The sequence below is a fragment of the Burkholderia sp. WTPI3 genome, assembly GCF_021483755.1.
Lineage (GTDB): Bacteria > Pseudomonadota > Gammaproteobacteria > Burkholderiales > Burkholderiaceae > Burkholderia.
Genome location: NZ_JAGIXF010000007.1, coordinates 97279 through 115233 on the forward strand (window position 1 = coordinate 97279; position 17955 = coordinate 115233).

Consider the following 17955-nt stretch of genomic DNA (forward strand, 5'->3'; position numbering starts at 1 on the left):
GTTGCTCCGGGGAAATGGGCACGCGACGGCCGAAGGCCCGTCAGCGTCGTTTGACTAGATACTGGAACGTGAAGCCGGGGAACGCGAACACGACGAACAGACTGAACGTGATCGCGTAAAACTGCCAGCCTTGTTCGAAGCGGTTGCCGGCGCGCGACTCGAGCCAGAAGCCGAGTGCGCCGACGACGAAATACAGCACGATCAGCTCGCCGATCCGAACCCACGCGCTCTTCTTCGTCGCGCCGGTCGGCACGACGGCGAAGATGCGTTGGTTCAGGAACGGCACGTTGGCGCATACGAACGCCAACAGCACAATGAACCAGCCGGCTGCCGACATTACAGCGGCAGCGTGTGACGGATCGCCTGCAGGCAGGCCGTCAGCAGCGGGCTCGGGATCAGACCGAGCACGACGACCGCAAGGCCGTTCACCACGAGCAGCGTGCGCTTGCAGAAGTCGCCGGTGATCGGAGCCGTGTCCTGCGGTGCATCGAAGTACATCAGCTTGACGATACGCAGGTAGTAGAACGCGCCGAACAGCGACGTGATCACGGCCAGCACGGCCAGCCACGTCAGACCTGCGTTGACGGTCGCCTCGAGCACCGCGAGCTTCGCGTAGAAGCCGACGGTCGGCGGAATGCCGGCCAGCGAGAACATCATGACCATCATCACGAACGCGAACACCGGGCTGCGCTTGTTGAGGCCCTTGAAGTCGTCGATCGTGTCCGCTTCGAAATCGCGGCGTGCGAGCAGCATCACCACGCCGAACGAGCCGAGCGTCGTGATCAGGTAGACGATCGCGTAGAACATCGCCGAGCTGTACGCGCTCGCCGGTGCGGCCGCGTCGCCCTTCACGATGCCTGCGAGCAGGCCGAGCAGCACGAAGCCCATGTTCGAGATCGCCGAGTACGCGAGCATCCGCTTGACGTTGCGCTGGACGATACCGGTGATGTTACCGACGATCAGCGACAGCGCGGCGAGGATCACGAGCGCGGTCTGCCAGTTCTGTGCGAGCGGCAGCAGGCCCATCACCAGGAAACGCAGGCCCCACGCAAACGCGGCAACCTTCGGGCCGCCGCCGACGAACAGCGTCATCGCGGTCGGTGCGCCCTGGTAGACGTCCGGTACCCACATGTGGAACGGCACGGCGCCGAGCTTGAACGCGATACCGGCGACGATGAAGATCACGCCGAACATCAGCACGGCAGCGTCGGTGTTGCCGCCAACCGCCTTGTACACCTCGCCCAGCTCGAGCGAGCCGGTCGCGCCGTAGAGCATCGAGATGCCGTACAGCACGAAGCCCGACGCGAGCGCGCCCAGCACGTAGTACTTCATCGCGGCTTCGCTCGACTGAGCTGCATCGGGACGCAGCGCGATGATCGCGTACAGCGACAGCGACATCAGTTCGAGGCCGAGGTACAGCGTCAGGAAGTTGTTGCCCGACACCATCACCAACTGACCGAGCAGCGAGAACATGCCGAGCAGGAACACGTCGCCGCGGAACATGTCACGGTCTTCGAGGTACTTGCGCGAATAGACGAGCGTGACCGCGAAGCCGATCGACACGACGGCCTTCATCATGCTCGCGAACGAGTCGACGACGACCATCCGCGAGAAGAAGTAGTACTGCTGCGGATCCAGCGCCTGCACGGCGAACCATACGCCGGCGACGACCGACGAAACCACCGCGATCAGATAGGTGAGGCGGCGGCCAGCGGCACCCGTAAAGGTGTCGTTCAGCCATGCGACGACGATGGCGACCATCACCAGCGCGTCAGGCAACAGGACATTCATAGGAGCATTCATGATTTTGATTTCCTCCGCTCGCGATTACTGCGCCAGCGGCAGCTTAGACTGCGCGACGTGGGAGAGGAGGTTTTCCACGGAAACGTGCATCACGTCGGTGAAAGGCTTCGGATACAGGCCCATCAACAGCGTGAACGCGGCAAGCACGGCCAGCATCAGGAACTCGCGACTGCCGATGTCCTTCAGTTTGGCAACGTGATCGTTCGCAACCGCGCCGAAGTACACGCGCTTGTACATCCACAGCGTGTAGGCGGCGCCGAGGATCAGCGTGAACGCTGCGCCGAACGCGATCCAGAAGTTGTACTGGACGGCTGCGAGAATCACCATGAACTCGCCGACGAAACCCGAGGTGCCCGGCAGGCCGCAGTTGGCCATCGAGAACAACATCGCGAACGCCGCGAACTTCGGCATCACGTTCACGACGCCGCCATAGTCGGCGATCTGGCGCGAATGCAGGCGGTCGTACAGCACGCCGATACACAGGAACATCGCACCCGACACGAAGCCGTGCGAGATCATCTGGATGATCGCGCCTTCGACGCCGAGCTGATTGAAGATGAAGAAACCGAGCGTGACGAAGCCCATGTGCGCGATCGACGAATACGCGACCAGCTTCTTCATGTCGGCCTGCACCATCGCGACGAGGCCGATGTAGATCACCGCGATCAGCGACAGCGTGATCACGACCGGCGCCAGGAAGTGGCTTGCGTCAGGCGTGATCGGCAGCGAGAAGCGCAGGAAACCGTACGCGCCGAGCTTCAGCATGATCGCTGCCAGCACGACCGAGCCGCCCGTCGGCGCTTCCACGTGCGCGTCCGGCAGCCACGTGTGCACCGGCCACATCGGCACCTTCACCGCGAACGCGAGGAAGAATGCAATGAACAGCAGGATCTGCGGCGTCATTGCGATCTTCGCGTCCTGCCACGTCGCGAGGTCGAACGAATGCGTATGCGTGTACAGGTAAATCAGCGCGACCAGCATCAGCAGCGAACCGGCCAGCGTGTACAGGAAGAACTTGAATGCCGCGTACACGCGATTCGGACCGCCCCACACACCGATGATGATGTACATCGGAATCAGGGTCGCTTCGAAGAAAACGTAGAACAGCAGGCCGTCGGCCGACGAGAACACGCCGATCATGATCCCCGAGAGGATCAGGAACGCCGCGAGGTACTGCGCGACGTTCTCGGTGATTACTTCCCACGCGGCGATCACGACGATTACCGTGATCAGCGCGGTCAGCACCACGAACCACATCGACAGGCCGTCGACCCCCAGGTGATACGAGATGTCGAAGCGTTCGATCCAGGTCGAATGCTCGACGAACTGCAGCGCTGCCGTGCTCGAGTCGAAGCCCGTGATCAGCGGAATCGTGACCGCGAGCCCGAGCAGCGAACCGATCAGAGCGACCCAGCGGGCCGCCCCCGGCTTTCTGTCGTTACCCACCACGAGCACGAGGAGGCCGAAAACGATCGGCAGCCAGATCGCGGTACTGAGAATCGGAAAAGCGTGCATTAGTTGTCCCCCGTCTTATTTGCCGCCCAGCGTCACAAACAGGGTCAGGAGCCCCAGCATGCCGATGATCATGGCGAACGCGTAGTGGTAGATGTAACCGGATTGCAGGAAGCGGATCACGCTGGCGAACCAGCCGATGAACCGGGCGCTGCCGTTCACGAGGCCGTCGATCACCACGACGTCACCCTCCTTCCACAGGCCCCGGCCGATCGCCACCGAACCACGGGCGAACACCACCTCGTTGATCTTGTCCATGTAGTACTTGTTGTCGAGCAGCGTGTAGATCGGGCCGAACGCGCGGCGGATCGACGCCGGCAGCTCCGGACGCTTCAGATACAGGAACCACGCGACAACCACACCGGCGAGCGCCAGCCACACCGGCAGGCCCGACACCGAGTGCAGGCCCATGCCCACCCAGCCGTGGAACTCCTCGGCCATTTCGGCCAGTGCCGGATGGTTCGCGCCGATGAAGATCACCTTGTCGAACGCGACGCCGTGCTGGAAGAAATCGCCGAACAGCATCGGGCCGACCGCGATCGCACCAATGATCACCGACGGGATCGCCAGCAGGACCAGCGGCACCCACACGACCCACGGGGTCTCGTGCGGCTCGTGCGCGTGGTCGTCATGACCGTGGCCATGGCCGTGATCGTCGTGACCGTGTGCGGCCGCCATGCCCATCGGCGATTCCGGATGCTTCGGCTTGCGGAAACGCTCTTCTCCGTGGAACACCAGGAAGTACATGCGGAACGAGTACAGCGCCGTGACGAACACGCTCGCGACCACTGCGAAGTACGCGAAGCCCGAACCCGGCAGGTGCGACAGCTTCACCGCGTCGATGATCGAGTCCTTCGAGTAAAAGCCCGAGAAGAACGGCGTACCGATCAGCGCCAGCGAACCGACGAGCGACGTGATCCACGTGATCGGCATGTACTTGCGCAGACCGCCCATATTGCGCATGTCCTGGTCGTGGTGCATGCCGATGATCACCGAACCGGCTCCAAGGAACAGCAGCGCCTTGAAGAACGCGTGCGTCATCAGGTGGAACACGGCGACCGGGTAAGCCGACACGCCGAGCGCAACCGTCATGTAACCGAGCTGCGACAGCGTCGAGTACGCGACGACACGCTTGATGTCGTTCTGCACGATGCCGAGGAAGCCCATGAACAGCGCCGTGATCGCACCGATCACCGTGATGAACGACAGCGCGGCGTCCGACAGTTCGAACAGCGGCGACATGCGCGACACCATGAAGATGCCGGCCGTCACCATCGTCGCCGCGTGAATCAGCGCGGAGATCGGGGTCGGGCCTTCCATCGAGTCGGGCAGCCACACGTGCAGCGGGAACTGTGCCGACTTGCCCATCGCGCCGATGAACAGGCAGATACAGGCGACGGTCAGCAGGCCCCAGTCGGTGCCCGGGAAGTGCAGGCTCGCGAGCTCCGCGCGCTTCGCGAACACTTCGCCGTAGTTCATCGAACCCGCGAACGCGAGCAGCAGGCCGATGCCCAGCAGGAAGCCGAAGTCGCCCACGCGGTTCACGAGGAACGCCTTCATGTTCGCGTAGATCGCGCTTTCACGCGTGAAGTAGAAGCCGATCAGCAGGTACGACACCAGACCCACCGCTTCCCAGCCGAAGAACAGCTGCAGGAAGTTGTTGCTCATCACGAGCATCAGCATCGAGAACGTGAACAGCGAGATGTACGAGAAGAAGCGCTGGTAGCCGTCTTCTTCCGACATGTAGCCGATCGTGTAGATGTGCACCATCAGCGAGACGAAGGTCACGACGACCATCATCATCGCGGTCAGCGAATCGACGAGGAAACCGATTTCAAGTTTCAGCGAACCAACGTTCATCCACTGATAGACGGTCGCGTTGAAGCTCGCGCCCCCCATCACGTCGAGGAAGACTTTCGCCGACAGCAGAAACGCGATCAATACGCCGAGGATCGTGATCCGGTGTGCGCCCTTACGCCCTACAGCGTTCCCGAACAGGCCCGCAATCAGCGAGCCGGCCAGCGGAGCGAGCGGAATCGCCAGCAGCAGGTTTTCATTGAGTGTCGTTGACATAACAGCGTTACCTGAAATTAGCCCTTGAGCTGATCGAGATCCTCGACATTGATCGTGTCGAGCTTACGGAACAGGGTCACCAGAATCGCGAGACCGATCGCCGCTTCCGCTGCTGCGACGGTCAGCACGAAGAACACGAAGATCTGGCCGTGTACATCGCCGAGGTAGTGAGAAAACGCGACGAAGTTGGTGTTCACCGCCAGCAGCATCAGTTCGATCGCCATCAGGATGATGATGATGTTGCGGCGGTTGAGAAAGATCCCGACGATCGCGATCGCAAAGAGGATCGCGCCGAGCACGAGGTAGTGAGCAAGAGTCAACATGATTTTCTTTTTCCTCCGCTTAGCCGTTGGTGCTCGTACCGGCTTCGCTCTGCGCCGTTTCCGGCTGCGGCTTTTCCGCTTCCATCTTCACGAGGCGCACGCGGTCGGCGCGACGCACCTTGACCTGATCCGACACGCGCTGGCGCTTGCTGTCCTTGCCCTTGCGCTCGGTCAGCCCGATCGCGGCAATGATCGCGACCAGCAGCACGAGGCCGGCGATTTCAAACGCGAAGATGTAGTCGGTATAGATCACCTTGCCGATCAGTCGCGTGTTCGACCAGTCGGCCATCGCGCCCGTCGCCATCGCATGCGCCGAGTGCGTGTCGCCGTAGCCGCGCCACAGGATCAGCGCGGTCTCGACCACGATGATCGCGCCGACCACCGTTGCCATCGGCACGAAGCGCTTGAAGTCGCGACGCAGGTAATCGACGTTGATGTCCAGCATCATCACGACGAACAGGAACAGCACCATCACCGCGCCCACGTACACCAGCACCAGCAGGATCGCAAGGAACTCCGCTTCCAGCAACATCCAGATCGCGGCGGCGTTGAAGAACGCCAGCACAAGGAAAAGCGCAGACGCCACCGGGTTGCGCGAAGTGATCACCTTCAGCCCTGATACCACCAGGAGCAGCGCGAAGATGTAGAACAGTACGGTCGTGAATTCCATGATTACCGGTTCATCGTTAGGCCATAGTCAGGCGCGGCTTGCGGAACGCTCTCGCGTGCCGCCCCCGTCGCGGCGGCTGGCCCGTTGATGCCGGGCCGGCACTGCAAACACAATCAACGATACGGCGCGTCGGCAGCCTTCGCCGCTGCGATGTCCTTCTCGTAACGATCGCCCACTGCGAGCAGCATTTCCTTCGTGAAATACAGGTCGCCGCGCTTTTCGCCGTGGTACTCGAGAATCTGCGTCTCGACGATCGAATCGACCGGGCAGCTCTCTTCGCAGAAACCGCAGAAGATGCACTTCGTCAGGTCGATGTCGTAGCGCGTCGTGCGACGCGTATTGTCCGCGCGCGTTTCCGATTCGATCGTGATCGCCAGGGCGGGGCACACGGCCTCGCAGAGCTTGCACGCGATGCAGCGCTCTTCGCCGTTCTCGTAGCGGCGCAGTGCATGCAGCCCGCGGAAACGCGGCGAAATCGGGGTCTTCTCTTCCGGGAACTGCACGGTGAACTTGCGCCGGAACGTGTAACGGCCGGTCAGCGCGAGCCCCTTCAGCAGCTCCGTCAGGAAGAAGGTCTTAAAGAAGTGTTGGATTGCCGTCATGATTTCGTCCGATCTTTACTTCACCCAGATGTTGAGCGGCGACATCATCCAGAAGCCGACCACGACCACCCAGATCACCGTGACGGGCAGGAACACCTTCCAGCCCAGGCGCATGATCTGGTCGTAACGGTAGCGCGGGAACGTCGCGCGAACCCAGATGAACACCGACAGCAGCGCGAATACCTTCAGCACCAGCCAGAAGATGCCCGGAATGAACGACAGGAACTCGAACGGTGCATCCCAGCCGCCGAGGAACAGCGTCGCGGCCAGCGCCGAGATCACGATCATGTTGATGTACTCGGCGAGGAAGAACAGCGCGAACGCCATACCCGAGTAATCGATCATGTGACCCGCGACGATTTCCGACTCGCCTTCCACCACGTCGAACGGGTGACGGTTCGTTTCGGCGATGCCCGACACGAAGTAGACGACGAACGCCGGCAGCAGCGGCAGCCAGTTCCACGACAGGAAGTTCACACCGTGACCGGCGAAGAAGCCGTGCTGTTGCGAGCCGACGATTTCCGACAGGTTCAGGCTGCCGGCCGTCATCAGCACGAGCACCAGTGCGAAGCCCATCGAGATTTCGTACGAAACCATCTGGGCTGCCGCACGCATCGCACCGAGGAACGCGTACTTCGAGTTCGACGCCCAGCCGGCGAGAATCACCGCGTACACGCCGATCGACGAGATCGCCATCGCATACAGCAGGCCGGCGTTCACATTCGCGAGCACGGCTTCGGCCTGGAACGGGATCACTGCCCACACGGCAAACGCCGGCACGACGGTCATGATCGGCGCGACCAGATAGAGCCAGCGGCTGGCGGCGCTCGGCTGAATGACTTCCTTCAGCAGCAGCTTCAGCACGTCAGCGATCGGCTGCAACAAGCCGCCGGGGCCGACGCGGTTCGGGCCGAGACGCACGTGCATCCAGCCGATCAGCTTGCGTTCCCACAGAATCAGGTACGCGACGCACAGCAGGATGACGACGGCGACGACGAGGATGCGCACGAGTGCCCACACCGTCGGCCACGCGAAGCCGAGAAGCTGGGCCCCGCCCGCGTTGATCGTATCGAACAAGCTCATTTACGCCTTCTCCACCACCAGTTCACCGAACAGGCTGCCGAGCGCTGCGCCGGCAGGCGTTGCCGCCGACACGCGAACGACCGTCTCCGCAAGATTCGCGTCGCGCACGGCCGGCAACTGCACCGCACGCTCGCCTTGGCGCACGCGCACCGCGTCGCCTTCCTTCAAGCCCAGCTTGTCGAACAGCGCGGCCGGCAGGGCTGCGACGTTCGCCGCCTTCGCGGCAGCCGTCAGGTGCAGTGCACCTGCGCGGCGCACGAGTGCGTCGGCATGATAGATCGGCACGTCGGCGAGGCGCTCGAAGCTGCCGTTCGCGGCATTCGCCGCAACGCGCACTGGCGCAATTGACGTCTTGTTCGACAGACGGCTCGCGACACCTGCGTCGCCGAGCGCCGCGACACGCACGTCTTCCGCGGTCTCGTATTCGAAGTTCGGCAGGTCGAGGAGACTGCCGAGCACGCGCAGCACCTTCCACGCCGGACGCGTGTCGCCGAGCGGGCGCACGACGCCGTTGAAGCTCTGCACCGAGCCTTCGGCATTCACGTACGTACCGGCCGTTTCCGTGAACGGAGCGATCGGCAGCAAGACGTCCGCGTAATCGAGGCCGTGCTTGAACGGCGACATCACGACAACCATCTCAGCCTGGTTCAGCGCGGCAAGCGCCTGCGCCGGATCGGCCGTGTCGAATTCCGGTTCGACGTTCAGCAGCACGTAGCCCTTGCGCGGCTGCGCGAACGCTTCGCGTGCGTTCAGGCCGCCTTCGCCCGGCAGTGCGTTGACGACGTGCGCGCCGACCGTGTTCGCCGCTTCCGTCAGGAAGCCGAACGTGGCGCCGGTGTTCTCGGCGATCCACTGTGCCACGGCGTGCAGCTTCGAGAATTCCGGATGACGGACGGCCACGTTGCCGAGCAGCACTGCGCGGCGTTCGCCGTTCGCGAGCGACTGAGCGACAGCCTGGGCGGCCGGCGATGCCGTGACGCCCGCGAGCGTGTCGGGCAGCGCGACGCCGCGCAGTTGCGCAACGGCTGCAGCGATGCCTGCCAGTTCGTCGAGCCATGCCGACGGTGCGGCGACGATGCGCTTCGCGGTACGGATCAACGAGTCGTCGGCGGTCGCATGCAGGAAATGCAGCTTCGCGCCGTTCTTCGCGGCCTGACGCAGGCGTGCGGCGAACAGCGGATGATCGCGGCGCAGGAACGAACCGACGATGAACGCGGCATCCACGTTCGACAGGTCGGCGATCGGCATGCCGAGCCATGGTGCGCCCTGGACCGGCGCCGAGAAGTCCTGCTGACGCAGACGGAAGTCGACGTTCGGCGTCTTCAGTTCGTTGGCGAGCTGCTTCACGAGGAACAGCTCTTCGGCGGTGCTGTGCGCGCTTGCGAGCATCGCCAGCGCATTCGCGCCGTGATCCGCGGCGATACCCTGCAGCCCCTTCGCGACATATTCGAGCGCAGTCTGCCAGTCGGTTTCGATCCACTGGCCGCCCTGCTTCAGCATCGGCCTGGTCAGGCGCTCCTCACTGTTCAGGCCTTCGTACGAGAAACGATCCTTGTCCGAGATCCAGCATTCGTTGATTGCTTCGTTCTCGAACGGCAGCACGCGCATCACGCGGTTGTTCTTCACCTGCACAACGAGGTTCGCGCCGACGGAGTCGTGCGAGCTCACCGACTTGCGACGCGACAGTTCCCACGTACGGGCACTGTAGCGGAACGGCTTGCTGGTCAGCGCGCCGACCGGGCACAGGTCGATCATGTTGCCCGACAACTCGGAGTCGACCGTCTTGCCGACGAACGTCGTGATTTCCGAGTGTTCGCCGCGGCCCAGCATGCCGAGCTCCATCACGCCGGCGATTTCCTGGCCGAAGCGGACGCAGCGCGTGCAGTGGATGCAACGCGACATTTCTTCCATCGAGATCAGCGGGCCGACGTTCTTGTGGAACACCACGCGCTTTTCTTCCGAGTAGCGCGACGACGACTTGCCGTAGCCGACCGCCAGATCCTGCAGTTGGCATTCACCGCCCTGATCGCAAATCGGGCAGTCGAGCGGGTGGTTGATGAGGAGGAATTCCATCACCGCCTGCTGACCCTTCACGGCCTTCTCGGACTGCGTGCGAACGATCATGCCGGCCGACACGGGCGTCGCGCAGGCAGGCACGGCCTTCGGCATCTTCTCGACTTCGACAAGACACATCCGGCAGTTGGCCGCAACCGACAGTTTCTTGTGATAGCAGAAGTGAGGAATGTACGTATCAGCCTTGTGTGCAGCCTGGATCACCATGCTGCCTTCGGGCACCTCGACCTTCTTGCCGTCTATTTCAAGTTCAACCATGATGGTGAATGGTCCTTAACCTATTTTCGCCCGCTCGCGCCTTGGCCCGACCGTGCGCTCAAATTCCGCAACCCGGTGCTTCGCTTCAGGCCGCTGCCGCGTGTGCGTGACCGCCGACCATGCAATGCTTGTGCTCGACGTGGTATGCGAATTCGTCCCAGTAGTGCTTGAGCATCCCGCGCACCGGCATCGCCGCTGCGTCGCCGAGCGCGCAGATCGTGCGGCCCATGATGTTCTCCGCAACCGAATTCAGCAGGTCCAGATCTTCCTGGCGACCTTCGCCGTGCTCGATACGATTCACGACGCGATACAACCAGCCGGTGCCTTCACGGCACGGCGTGCACTGGCCGCACGATTCCTCGTAGTAGAAGTACGACAGACGCAGCAGCGAACGCACCATGCAGCGCGTCTCGTCCATCACGATCACCGCGCCGGAACCGAGCATCGAGCCCGCCTTCGCGATCGAGTCGTAATCGAGATCGGTCTGCATCATCATCTCGCCCGGAATCACCGGCGCCGACGAGCCGCCCGGAATCACGGCCTTGATCTTGCGGCCGCCGCGCATCCCGCCGGCGAGCTCCATCAGCGTCGCGAACGGCGTGCCGAGCGGCACTTCGTAGTTGCCCGGACGCTCGACATCGCCCGAGACCGAGAAGATCTTCGTGCCGCCGTTGTTCGGCTTGCCGATCTCGAGGTAATTCTGCGGCCCGATGGACAGCAGGAACGGCACCGCGGCGAACGTCTCGGTGTTGTTGATCGTGGTCGGCTTGCCGTACACGCCGAAGCTCGCCGGGAACGGCGGCTTGAAGCGCGGCTGGCCCTTCTTGCCTTCGAGCGACTCGAGCAGCGCCGTTTCCTCGCCGCAGATGTACGCGCCGTAACCGTGGTGCGCGTGCAGCTGGAACGAGAATTCCGAGCCCATGATGTTGTCGCCGAGGAAGCCCGCTGCGCGCGCTTCCTCGAGCGCCGCCTCGAAGCGTCGATACACTTCGAAGATTTCGCCGTGGATATAGTTGTAGCCGACGGTGATGCCCATCGCGTACGCGCCGATGGCCATGCCTTCGATCAGCGCATGCGGGTTCCAGCGCAGGATGTCGCGATCCTTGAACGTGCCCGGCTCGCCTTCGTCCGAGTTGCAGACGAGATACTTCTGCCCCGGGAACTGACGCGGCATGAAGCTCCACTTCAGGCCGGTCGGGAAGCCTGCACCGCCACGGCCGCGCAGGCCCGACGCCTTCACGTCGGCAATGACCTGCTCGGGAGTGATCTTTTCTTCGAGAATGCGGCGCAGCTGCTTGTAGCCGCCGCGCGCAACGTAGTCTTCGAGGTGCCAGTTCTCGCCGTTCAGACCAGCGAGGATCAGCGGTTTGATGTGACGGTCGTGGAGGGACGTCATTTCGAAAGCTCCTCAAGCAGCTGGTCGATCTTCTCGCGGCTCATGAAGCTGCACATTCTGTGATTGTTCACCAACAGCACCGGTGCATCGCCGCACGAGCCCATGCATTCACCTTCCTTCAGCGTGAACTTGCCATCGGGCGTGGTCTCGCCAAAGTCGATGCCCAGCTTCTGTTTCAGGTAGTCGGCCGTCGCTTCGGCGCCACCGTGCGGGCCCAGCTGGCACGGGAGGTTCGTGCAGAGCGTGATCTTGTGCTTGCCGACCGGTTTGAGCTCGTACATCGTGTAGAACGTCGCGACCTCCTGCACCGCGACGGCCGGCATGCCGAGATAGTTCGCGACGAACTGCATCAGTTCGGGCGACAGCCAGCCGTGCTCTTCCTGAGCAACGGCCAACGCCGACATCACGGCGGACTGTTTCTGATCGGCGGGATACTTCGTCAACGCTCGATCGATTTCTTTCAGGCCTTCAGCTGAGATCATTTTCAGACACGACTCTTTCAATTCCTACCGAACGAACAACCTGCCGCACTGCGGTGCATGCACGGCAGACCTGGCGCTCACTGTTGACAGCTTGCGAAGCCGCGCCGGTTCAGCGCGCATCGCGTGTGACTTACTGCTCGCCGCCCGCTCGCGCAGGCGGCGCAACCATTAGCGATCGATTTCGCCGAACACGATGTCCTGCGTACCGATGATCGTGACGGCGTCGGCAATCATGTGACCGCGCGCCATTTCGTCGAGCGACGCGAGATGCGCGAAGCCCGGTGCGCGAATCTTGAGGCGATACGGCTTGTTGGCACCATCCGACACGAGGTAGATGCCGAATTCGCCCTTCGGATGCTCGACTGCCGCGTACGCTTCGCCTTCCGGCACGTGAAAACCTTCGGTGAAGAGCTTGAAGTGGTGAATCAAGTCTTCCATGTTGGTCTTCATGCCGACGCGCGACGGCGGCGCAATCTTGTGATTGTCGGTCATCACCGGGCCCGGATTCTTGCGGAGCCACTCAATACACTGTTTCGCGATACGGACAGACTGGCGCATTTCTTCGACGCGCACCAGATAGCGGTCGTAACAATCGCCGTTCACGCCGACCGGCACGTCGAAGTCCATGCGATCGTACACTTCGTACGGCTGCTTCTTGCGCAGGTCCCACGCGATACCCGAGCCGCGCAGCATCGGTCCGGTCATGCCCATCTGCAGCGCACGTTCCGGGCTGACGACACCGATCCCGACCAGACGCTGTTTCCAGATCCGGTTGTCGGTCAGCAGTGTTTCGTATTCGTCGATGCACTTCGGGAAGCGCGTGAAGAAGTCGTCGATGAAGTCGAGCACCGAGCCACTGCGCGCTTCGTTCATCTTCGCGAGCGCCTTCTCGTTGCGGATCTTCGACGCCTTGTATTGCGGCATTGCGTCAGGCAGATCGCGGTAGACGCCGCCCGGACGATAGTACGCCGCGTGCATCCGTGCGCCGGACACCGCTTCGTACACGTCCATCAGGTCTTCGCGCTCGCGGAATGCGTACAGGAACACCGCCATCGCGCCGACGTCGAGTCCGTGAGCACCGATCCACATCAGATGGTTCAGCACGCGCGTGATCTCGTCGAACAGCACACGGATGTACTGCGCACGCTCCGGCACGTCGATACCGAGCAGACGTTCGATCGCGAGCACGTAACCGTGCTCGTTGATCATCATCGACACGTAGTCGAGACGGTCCATGTACGGCACGGACTGGATGAAAGTCTTGTTTTCCGCGAGCTTTTCAGTCGCGCGATGCAGCAGGCCGATGTGCGGATCGGCGCGCTGGATGACTTCGCCGTCGAGCTCGAGCACCAAGCGCAGCACACCGTGCGCTGCCGGGTGTTGCGGGCCGAAGTTGAGGGTGTAGTTCTTGATTTCTGCCATGACGCCCCCTTAATGTTTCAGACCGCCATAGCGATCCTCGCGGATCACGCGCGGCGTGATTTCACGCGGCTCGATCGTCACCGGCTGGTAGACCACCCGCTTCTCTTCCGGGTCGTAGCGCATTTCGACGTAGCCCGATACCGGAAAGTCCTTGCGGAACGGGTGACCGATGAAACCGTAGTCGGTAAGGATGCGGCGCAGATCGGGGTGCCCTTCGAACACCAGGCCGTACAGGTCGAACGCTTCGCGCTCGTACCAGTTTGCGGAGGTCCAGATGTCGACGACCGATGCCAGGATCGGCAGATCGTCGTCCGGCGCGAATACGCGAAGGCGCAGGCGCCAATTGTTCGTGACCGACAGCAGCTGCGACACGGCAGCAAAACGCGGGCCGTCGTAGGCGCCGTCGCCGTAGGTCTGGTAGTCCACGCCGCAGAGGTCGATCAGCTGCTCGAAACGGAGCTTCGGATCGTCGCGCAGCGTCTTTGCGACTTCGAGGTAATCGCTCGCCTTCACGACGAGCGTCAGTTCACCGATCGCTTCGGTGAGGCTCACCACGCGCGCGCCGAGCGCGGCTTCGAGGTTTGCCTTGAGGGTCTCGATTTTGCTTGCCATATTGAGGGGACGCTCGGGGGCTTTATTGACGGGCGATGGTGCTGGTGCGGCGGATCTTCGCCTGAAGCTGGATCACGCCGTAGACGAGCGCCTCGGCGGTGGGCGGACAGCCCGGCACGTAGACGTCGACCGGCACGATCCTGTCACAGCCGCGGACCACCGAGTACGAGTAGTGGTAGTAGCCGCCGCCATTCGCACACGACCCCATCGAGATCACCCAGCGCGGCTCGGCCATCTGGTCATACACGCGACGCAGCGCCGGCGCCATCTTGTTGCAGAGCGTGCCGGCAACGATCATCACGTCGGACTGACGCGGGCTCGGACGGAACACGACACCGAACCGGTCCAGGTCATAACGGGCCGCGCCCGCATGCATCATCTCGACGGCGCAACACGCGAGCCCGAACGTCATCGGCCACAGCGAGCCGGTACGCGTCCAGTTGATCAGCTTGTCAGCCGTCGTGGTGACAAACCCTTCCTTCAAGACCCCTTCGATACTCATTTGCTTTCCACTCCAGACGGGCGACCCAGCGTGGCCGCCCATGCAAACCGGCGATTAGCCCATCACTCCCAGTCGAGGCCGCCCTTCTTCCAGATGTAGGCAAAGCCCAACAGGAATTCGAGCAGGAAAATCATCATTGCGATGAAACCAGGCCAGCCGATGTCCCGCAGCGCGACGCCCCACGGAAACAGAAATGCGGTTTCGAGATCGAAGATGATGAACAGGATGGCGACGAGGTAGTACCGGACGTCGAATTTCATCCGGGCGTCTTCAAAGGCTTCGAAGCCGCACTCGTACGGTGCGTTCTTCTCGACGTCCGGCTTGTTGGGACCAAGAAGCTTGCCGATGCTGATCAGCGCTATACCTAAACCAGTGCCCACGAGGAGGAACAACAAGACGGGGTAATAGGCTGCGAGGTTCAAGGCAATCCTCTATCGGTTAGTTCTGAGCGTCCGGAGAATACCACTTCCGGCGAAAGGAATCATTTCGGAGTGCATGCAATCACAAGACAATCGCAAGACACGCCCCAGAAATGAAAAATGCCAGCCACTCGGAAGCGGCTGGCATTGAGTAACTTTGGTGCCGACGGCGAGACTCGAACTCGCACAGCTTTCGCCACTACCCCCTCAAGATAGCGTGTCTACCAATTTCACCACGTCGGCACTGCATGCAACTCGGGTCGTACTGCCTGTTTCCCGCGAATCGCTTCAAGAATTAAATTCTAACCTGACTTTCAAAATTGTTCAACGCACAACGGCAAATATTTCAGTTTTTTATTTCGGGACGTCCTGGCCCGGCGCGCTCGCGGCCGAAGCCGTAGCAGCGGACGCGGCAACAGCCGGCGCCGACGCAACAGGCGCCGAGGCGGGTGCGGCCGCGACCCCGCCCAGCACGCCAGCCGACGGCGTCGACTTGTACGAGCCGAGATACGTCAGCGTGAGCGTCGCAACGAAGAAGACCGTCGCCAGCACGGCCGTCGTGCGCGACAGGAAGTTCGCCGAGCCCGTCGCACCGAACAGGCTGCCCGACGCACCGCTGCCGAATGCGGCACCCATGTCGGCGCCCTTGCCGTGCTGGAGCAGCACGAGACCAATCACACCGAGTGCAGACAGTACCTGCACGACAATAATCAGCGTCTTGAATAACAGCATCACACCCACCCGATTGGATCAGGCGACCGGACCGACCGGCCACCATCATGGTTCAATTCGACCCCGAGCCGCTCAACGTGCAGCCCGGCAGATCGCCAGGAAATCTTCAGCCTTCAGCGACGCACCGCCGATCAGGCCGCCGTCGATGTCCGGCTGTGCGAACAGCTCTTCCGCGTTGTCCGGCTTCACGCTGCCGCCGTACAGCACGGACACGTCCGCCGCACCCTTCGTCGCGAGACGTGCACGCAGGAATGCGTGTACGTCCTGCGCCTGCGCCGACGTCGCGCTCTTGCCCGTGCCGATCGCCCAGACCGGCTCGTACGCGACGACGATGCGTGCCGCTTCGTCAGCCGTCAGCACGGCCAGCACGGCGTCGAGCTGCGCACCGACCACCTGCTCGGTCGCACCCGCCTCGCGCTCGTCGAGCGTTTCGCCGACGCACACGACGGGCGTGAGGCCTGCCGCAAGCGCGCGCTGCGTCTTTGCTGCAACCGTCTCGTTGCGTTCGCCGTGATACGCACGACGCTCCGAGTGACCGACGATCGCATAATGCGCGCCGAACTCCGCAACCATGGCGGCCGCCACTTCACCCGTGAACGCGCCCTGCTCGTGCGCGGACACGTCCTGCGCGCCGAACGCGACACGGCCATCGCCGAGTTGCGCCTGAACCTGCGCGAGGTAAGGGAACGGCACGCACACGCCGATCGACGTTTCAGCCGCCACCGCGCCCGCACCCTGCACCACTTCCTTCAGCAATGCCTGGTTGCCGGCCAGTCGGCCGTGCATCTTCCAGTTACCGATCACTCGCTTCGTTCTTTGTTTCGACATCGTGTCTGTCTCGTCACTATCTTGTCATTAACGCGCCGGTAACCGGCCGTCAGGTTTGATCTGGCGAAGCAAACCCGCGATTTTACTGCGCGCGGCTTGAACCGGTCAAACCGCGCATGTCAAGCCCGCTGCGCGGACCCTCACGCGTTCGCGCCCCAATCGAGCACGATCTTGCCGATGTGCTCGCCGCTTTCCATCAGCGCATGCGCATGCGCGGCCTCGCCGGCCGGCAGCACGCGGTAGATGACCGGCTTGATGCGCCCCTCGGCGATCAGCGGCCACACGCGCGCCTTCAACTGCGCAGCGATGCGCGCCTTGAACTCGACCGGACGCGGGCGCAACGTCGAGCCCGTCACCGTCAGCCGGCGGCGCAGGATCTCGTTGAGGTTCACCTCGGCCTTCGCGCCGCCGAGCAGCGCGATCAGCACGAGCCGGCCGCCGTCCGCAAGCGCGGACAATTCGCGCGGCACATACGAGCCCGCCACCATGTCGAGGATCACGTCGACGCCGCGATCATGCGTCAGCGACTTCACGACCCCGACGAAATCCTCGGTCTTGTAGTTGATCGCACGTTCGGCGCCGAGCGCCTCGCATGCGCGGCATTTGTCGGCGTTGCCGGCCGTCGCGAACACGCGAAAACCGAGCGCGTGCGCGATCTGGATCGCCGTCACGCCGATACCGCTCGAGCCGCCCTGCACGAGCAGCGTTTCCTGCTCGCCGCCCTCGCCCGCGCCGAGCTGCGCACGATCGAACACGTTGCTCCACACGGTGAAGAACGTTTCGGGCAGCGATGCGGCTTCGATGTCGGTGAGCCCGTCGGGCACCGGCAGGCATTGCGGCAGCGGCGCCACCGCATACTCGGCATAGCCGCCGCCCGCGAGCAGCGCACAGACGCGATCGCCGAGCTTCAGGCCGAACGGATTCAACGCGGCATCCGACAGATCACCGCCGACGATCTCGCCCGCCACCTCGAGCCCCGGCAGGTCGGACGCACCCGGCGGCGGCGCATACGCACCCTTGCGCTGGAATACGTCCGGCCGATTCACGCCGGAAGCCGTCACCTTGATCAGCACCTCGCCGCGCTTCGGTTCGGGGCGCGGACGCTCCGCAAGCTTCAGCACGTCGGGGGCGCCGAATTCGGTGATTTCGATGGCTTTCATGATGG

18 protein-coding genes and 1 tRNA gene are annotated in these 17955 nt (G+C 62.8%); all 19 read right to left on the reverse strand.

Features of this window, described 5'->3' with window-relative positions; all coding sequences use genetic code 11:
* Positions 1 to 40: 40 nt before the first annotated feature.
* The 19 genes from J7024_RS06300 to J7024_RS06390 all read right to left on the reverse strand — a co-directional run bounded on the left by J7024_RS06300 (position 41) and on the right by J7024_RS06390 (position 17950).
* Positions 41 to 337, reverse strand: a complete 297-nt coding sequence (locus J7024_RS06300; protein WP_124827564.1) for a DUF2818 family protein — start codon at positions 335 to 337, stop codon at positions 41 to 43.
* On the reverse strand, positions 337 to 1791 hold the full coding sequence (nuoN, locus tag J7024_RS06305) for an NADH-quinone oxidoreductase subunit NuoN (RefSeq protein WP_175751225.1): 1455 nt from the start codon (positions 1789 to 1791) through the stop codon (positions 337 to 339). The genes J7024_RS06300 and nuoN overlap by 1 nt, the downstream gene beginning before the upstream one ends.
* Positions 1792 to 1827: 36 nt before the next feature.
* Positions 1828 to 3318 carry an NADH-quinone oxidoreductase subunit M gene (locus tag J7024_RS06310; RefSeq protein ID WP_124827565.1) on the reverse strand — a complete coding sequence of 497 codons (1491 nt, stop codon included), beginning with the start codon at positions 3316 to 3318 and terminating at the stop codon, positions 1828 to 1830.
* A gap of 15 nt (positions 3319 to 3333) precedes the next feature.
* The gene (gene nuoL / locus J7024_RS06315; RefSeq protein ID WP_124827566.1) at positions 3334 to 5388 is read right to left on the reverse strand and encodes an NADH-quinone oxidoreductase subunit L; all 2055 of its coding nucleotides are present in this window, start codon (positions 5386 to 5388) and stop codon (positions 3334 to 3336) included.
* A gap of 17 nt (positions 5389 to 5405) precedes the next feature.
* A complete protein-coding gene (nuoK, locus tag J7024_RS06320; protein ID WP_004185739.1) occupies positions 5406 to 5711 on the reverse strand; it encodes an NADH-quinone oxidoreductase subunit NuoK in 306 nt (101 codons plus the stop codon).
* 19 nt (positions 5712 to 5730) lie between these two features.
* Positions 5731 to 6381 carry an NADH-quinone oxidoreductase subunit J gene (locus J7024_RS06325; RefSeq protein ID WP_096507613.1) on the reverse strand — a complete coding sequence of 217 codons (651 nt, stop codon included), beginning with the start codon at positions 6379 to 6381 and terminating at the stop codon, positions 5731 to 5733.
* Between the two features lie 113 nt (positions 6382 to 6494).
* Entirely contained in the window at positions 6495 to 6983 is a 489-nt protein-coding gene (gene nuoI / locus J7024_RS06330) for an NADH-quinone oxidoreductase subunit NuoI (protein ID WP_006398806.1), read from the reverse strand.
* A gap of 15 nt (positions 6984 to 6998) precedes the next feature.
* The gene (gene nuoH / locus J7024_RS06335) at positions 6999 to 8066 is read right to left on the reverse strand and encodes an NADH-quinone oxidoreductase subunit NuoH (RefSeq protein ID WP_096507614.1); all 1068 of its coding nucleotides are present in this window, start codon (positions 8064 to 8066) and stop codon (positions 6999 to 7001) included.
* Positions 8067 to 10397 carry an NADH-quinone oxidoreductase subunit NuoG gene (gene nuoG / locus J7024_RS06340; RefSeq protein ID WP_124827567.1) on the reverse strand — a complete coding sequence of 777 codons (2331 nt, stop codon included), beginning with the start codon at positions 10395 to 10397 and terminating at the stop codon, positions 8067 to 8069. It abuts the gene before it with no gap.
* Positions 10398 to 10482: 85 nt separating this feature from the next.
* A complete protein-coding gene (gene nuoF / locus J7024_RS06345) occupies positions 10483 to 11793 on the reverse strand; it encodes an NADH-quinone oxidoreductase subunit NuoF (RefSeq protein ID WP_096507616.1) in 1311 nt (436 codons plus the stop codon).
* Complete coding sequence (nuoE, locus tag J7024_RS06350; protein WP_096507617.1) at positions 11790 to 12275, reverse strand: NADH-quinone oxidoreductase subunit NuoE; 486 nt, start codon at positions 12273 to 12275, stop codon at positions 11790 to 11792. Before nuoE ends, nuoF begins: the two co-directional genes overlap by 4 nt.
* Before the next feature lie 168 nt (positions 12276 to 12443).
* Positions 12444 to 13697, reverse strand: a complete 1254-nt coding sequence (locus J7024_RS06355) for an NADH-quinone oxidoreductase subunit D (protein ID WP_124827568.1) — start codon at positions 13695 to 13697, stop codon at positions 12444 to 12446.
* Positions 13698 to 13706: 9 nt separating this feature from the next.
* Positions 13707 to 14309 (reverse strand): NADH-quinone oxidoreductase subunit C, encoded by a 603-nt coding sequence (locus J7024_RS06360; protein ID WP_124827569.1) that lies wholly within the window; start codon positions 14307 to 14309, stop codon positions 13707 to 13709.
* Positions 14310 to 14331: 22 nt separating this feature from the next.
* Complete coding sequence (locus J7024_RS06365; RefSeq protein ID WP_004186402.1) at positions 14332 to 14811, reverse strand: NuoB/complex I 20 kDa subunit family protein; 480 nt, start codon at positions 14809 to 14811, stop codon at positions 14332 to 14334.
* A gap of 62 nt (positions 14812 to 14873) precedes the next feature.
* Positions 14874 to 15233, reverse strand: a complete 360-nt coding sequence (locus J7024_RS06370; RefSeq protein ID WP_096507621.1) for an NADH-quinone oxidoreductase subunit A — start codon at positions 15231 to 15233, stop codon at positions 14874 to 14876.
* A 155-nt stretch (positions 15234 to 15388) separates the two neighbouring features.
* Positions 15389 to 15473, reverse strand: a tRNA-Leu gene (locus tag J7024_RS06375).
* A 111-nt stretch (positions 15474 to 15584) separates the two neighbouring features.
* Positions 15585 to 15962, reverse strand: coding sequence for a preprotein translocase subunit SecG (secG, locus tag J7024_RS06380; protein WP_124827570.1), 378 nt, complete (start codon positions 15960 to 15962; stop codon positions 15585 to 15587).
* Between the two features lie 72 nt (positions 15963 to 16034).
* Positions 16035 to 16790: a triose-phosphate isomerase gene (tpiA, locus tag J7024_RS06385; protein ID WP_124827571.1), complete on the reverse strand. Its 756-nt coding sequence runs from the start codon at positions 16788 to 16790 to the stop codon at positions 16035 to 16037.
* Positions 16791 to 16930: 140 nt separating this feature from the next.
* Entirely contained in the window at positions 16931 to 17950 is a 1020-nt protein-coding gene (locus tag J7024_RS06390; protein WP_124827572.1) for an NAD(P)H-quinone oxidoreductase, read from the reverse strand.
* Positions 17951 to 17955: the final 5 nt, after the last annotated feature.

Excerpts from the sequence above, each read along its gene's own strand:
- J7024_RS06300 (WP_124827564.1), bottom strand. The coding sequence starts at position 337 with ATGTCGGCAGCCGGCTGGTTCATTGTGCTGTTGGCGTTCGTATGCGCC.
- nuoN (WP_175751225.1), bottom strand. The coding sequence starts at position 1,791 with ATGAATGTCCTGTTGCCTGACGCGCTGGTGATGGTCGCCATCGTCGTC.
- J7024_RS06310 (WP_124827565.1), bottom strand. The coding sequence starts at position 3,318 with ATGCACGCTTTTCCGATTCTCAGTACCGCGATCTGGCTGCCGATCGTT.
- nuoL (WP_124827566.1), bottom strand. The coding sequence starts at position 5,388 with ATGTCAACGACACTCAATGAAAACCTGCTGCTGGCGATTCCGCTCGCT.
- nuoK (WP_004185739.1), bottom strand. The coding sequence starts at position 5,711 with ATGTTGACTCTTGCTCACTACCTCGTGCTCGGCGCGATCCTCTTTGCG.
- J7024_RS06325 (WP_096507613.1), bottom strand. The coding sequence starts at position 6,381 with ATGGAATTCACGACCGTACTGTTCTACATCTTCGCGCTGCTCCTGGTG.
- nuoI (WP_006398806.1), bottom strand. The coding sequence starts at position 6,983 with ATGACGGCAATCCAACACTTCTTTAAGACCTTCTTCCTGACGGAGCTG.
- nuoH (WP_096507614.1), bottom strand. The coding sequence starts at position 8,066 with ATGAGCTTGTTCGATACGATCAACGCGGGCGGGGCCCAGCTTCTCGGC.
- nuoG (WP_124827567.1), bottom strand. The coding sequence starts at position 10,397 with ATGGTTGAACTTGAAATAGACGGCAAGAAGGTCGAGGTGCCCGAAGGC.
- nuoF (WP_096507616.1), bottom strand. The coding sequence starts at position 11,793 with ATGACGTCCCTCCACGACCGTCACATCAAACCGCTGATCCTCGCTGGT.
- nuoE (WP_096507617.1), bottom strand. The coding sequence starts at position 12,275 with ATGATCTCAGCTGAAGGCCTGAAAGAAATCGATCGAGCGTTGACGAAG.
- J7024_RS06355 (WP_124827568.1), bottom strand. The coding sequence starts at position 13,697 with ATGGCAGAAATCAAGAACTACACCCTCAACTTCGGCCCGCAACACCCG.
- J7024_RS06360 (WP_124827569.1), bottom strand. The coding sequence starts at position 14,309 with ATGGCAAGCAAAATCGAGACCCTCAAGGCAAACCTCGAAGCCGCGCTC.
- J7024_RS06365 (WP_004186402.1), bottom strand. The coding sequence starts at position 14,811 with ATGAGTATCGAAGGGGTCTTGAAGGAAGGGTTTGTCACCACGACGGCT.
- secG (WP_124827570.1), bottom strand. The coding sequence starts at position 15,962 with ATGCTGTTATTCAAGACGCTGATTATTGTCGTGCAGGTACTGTCTGCA.
- tpiA (WP_124827571.1), bottom strand. The coding sequence starts at position 16,790 with ATGTCGAAACAAAGAACGAAGCGAGTGATCGGTAACTGGAAGATGCAC.
- J7024_RS06390 (WP_124827572.1), bottom strand. The coding sequence starts at position 17,950 with ATGAAAGCCATCGAAATCACCGAATTCGGCGCCCCCGACGTGCTGAAG.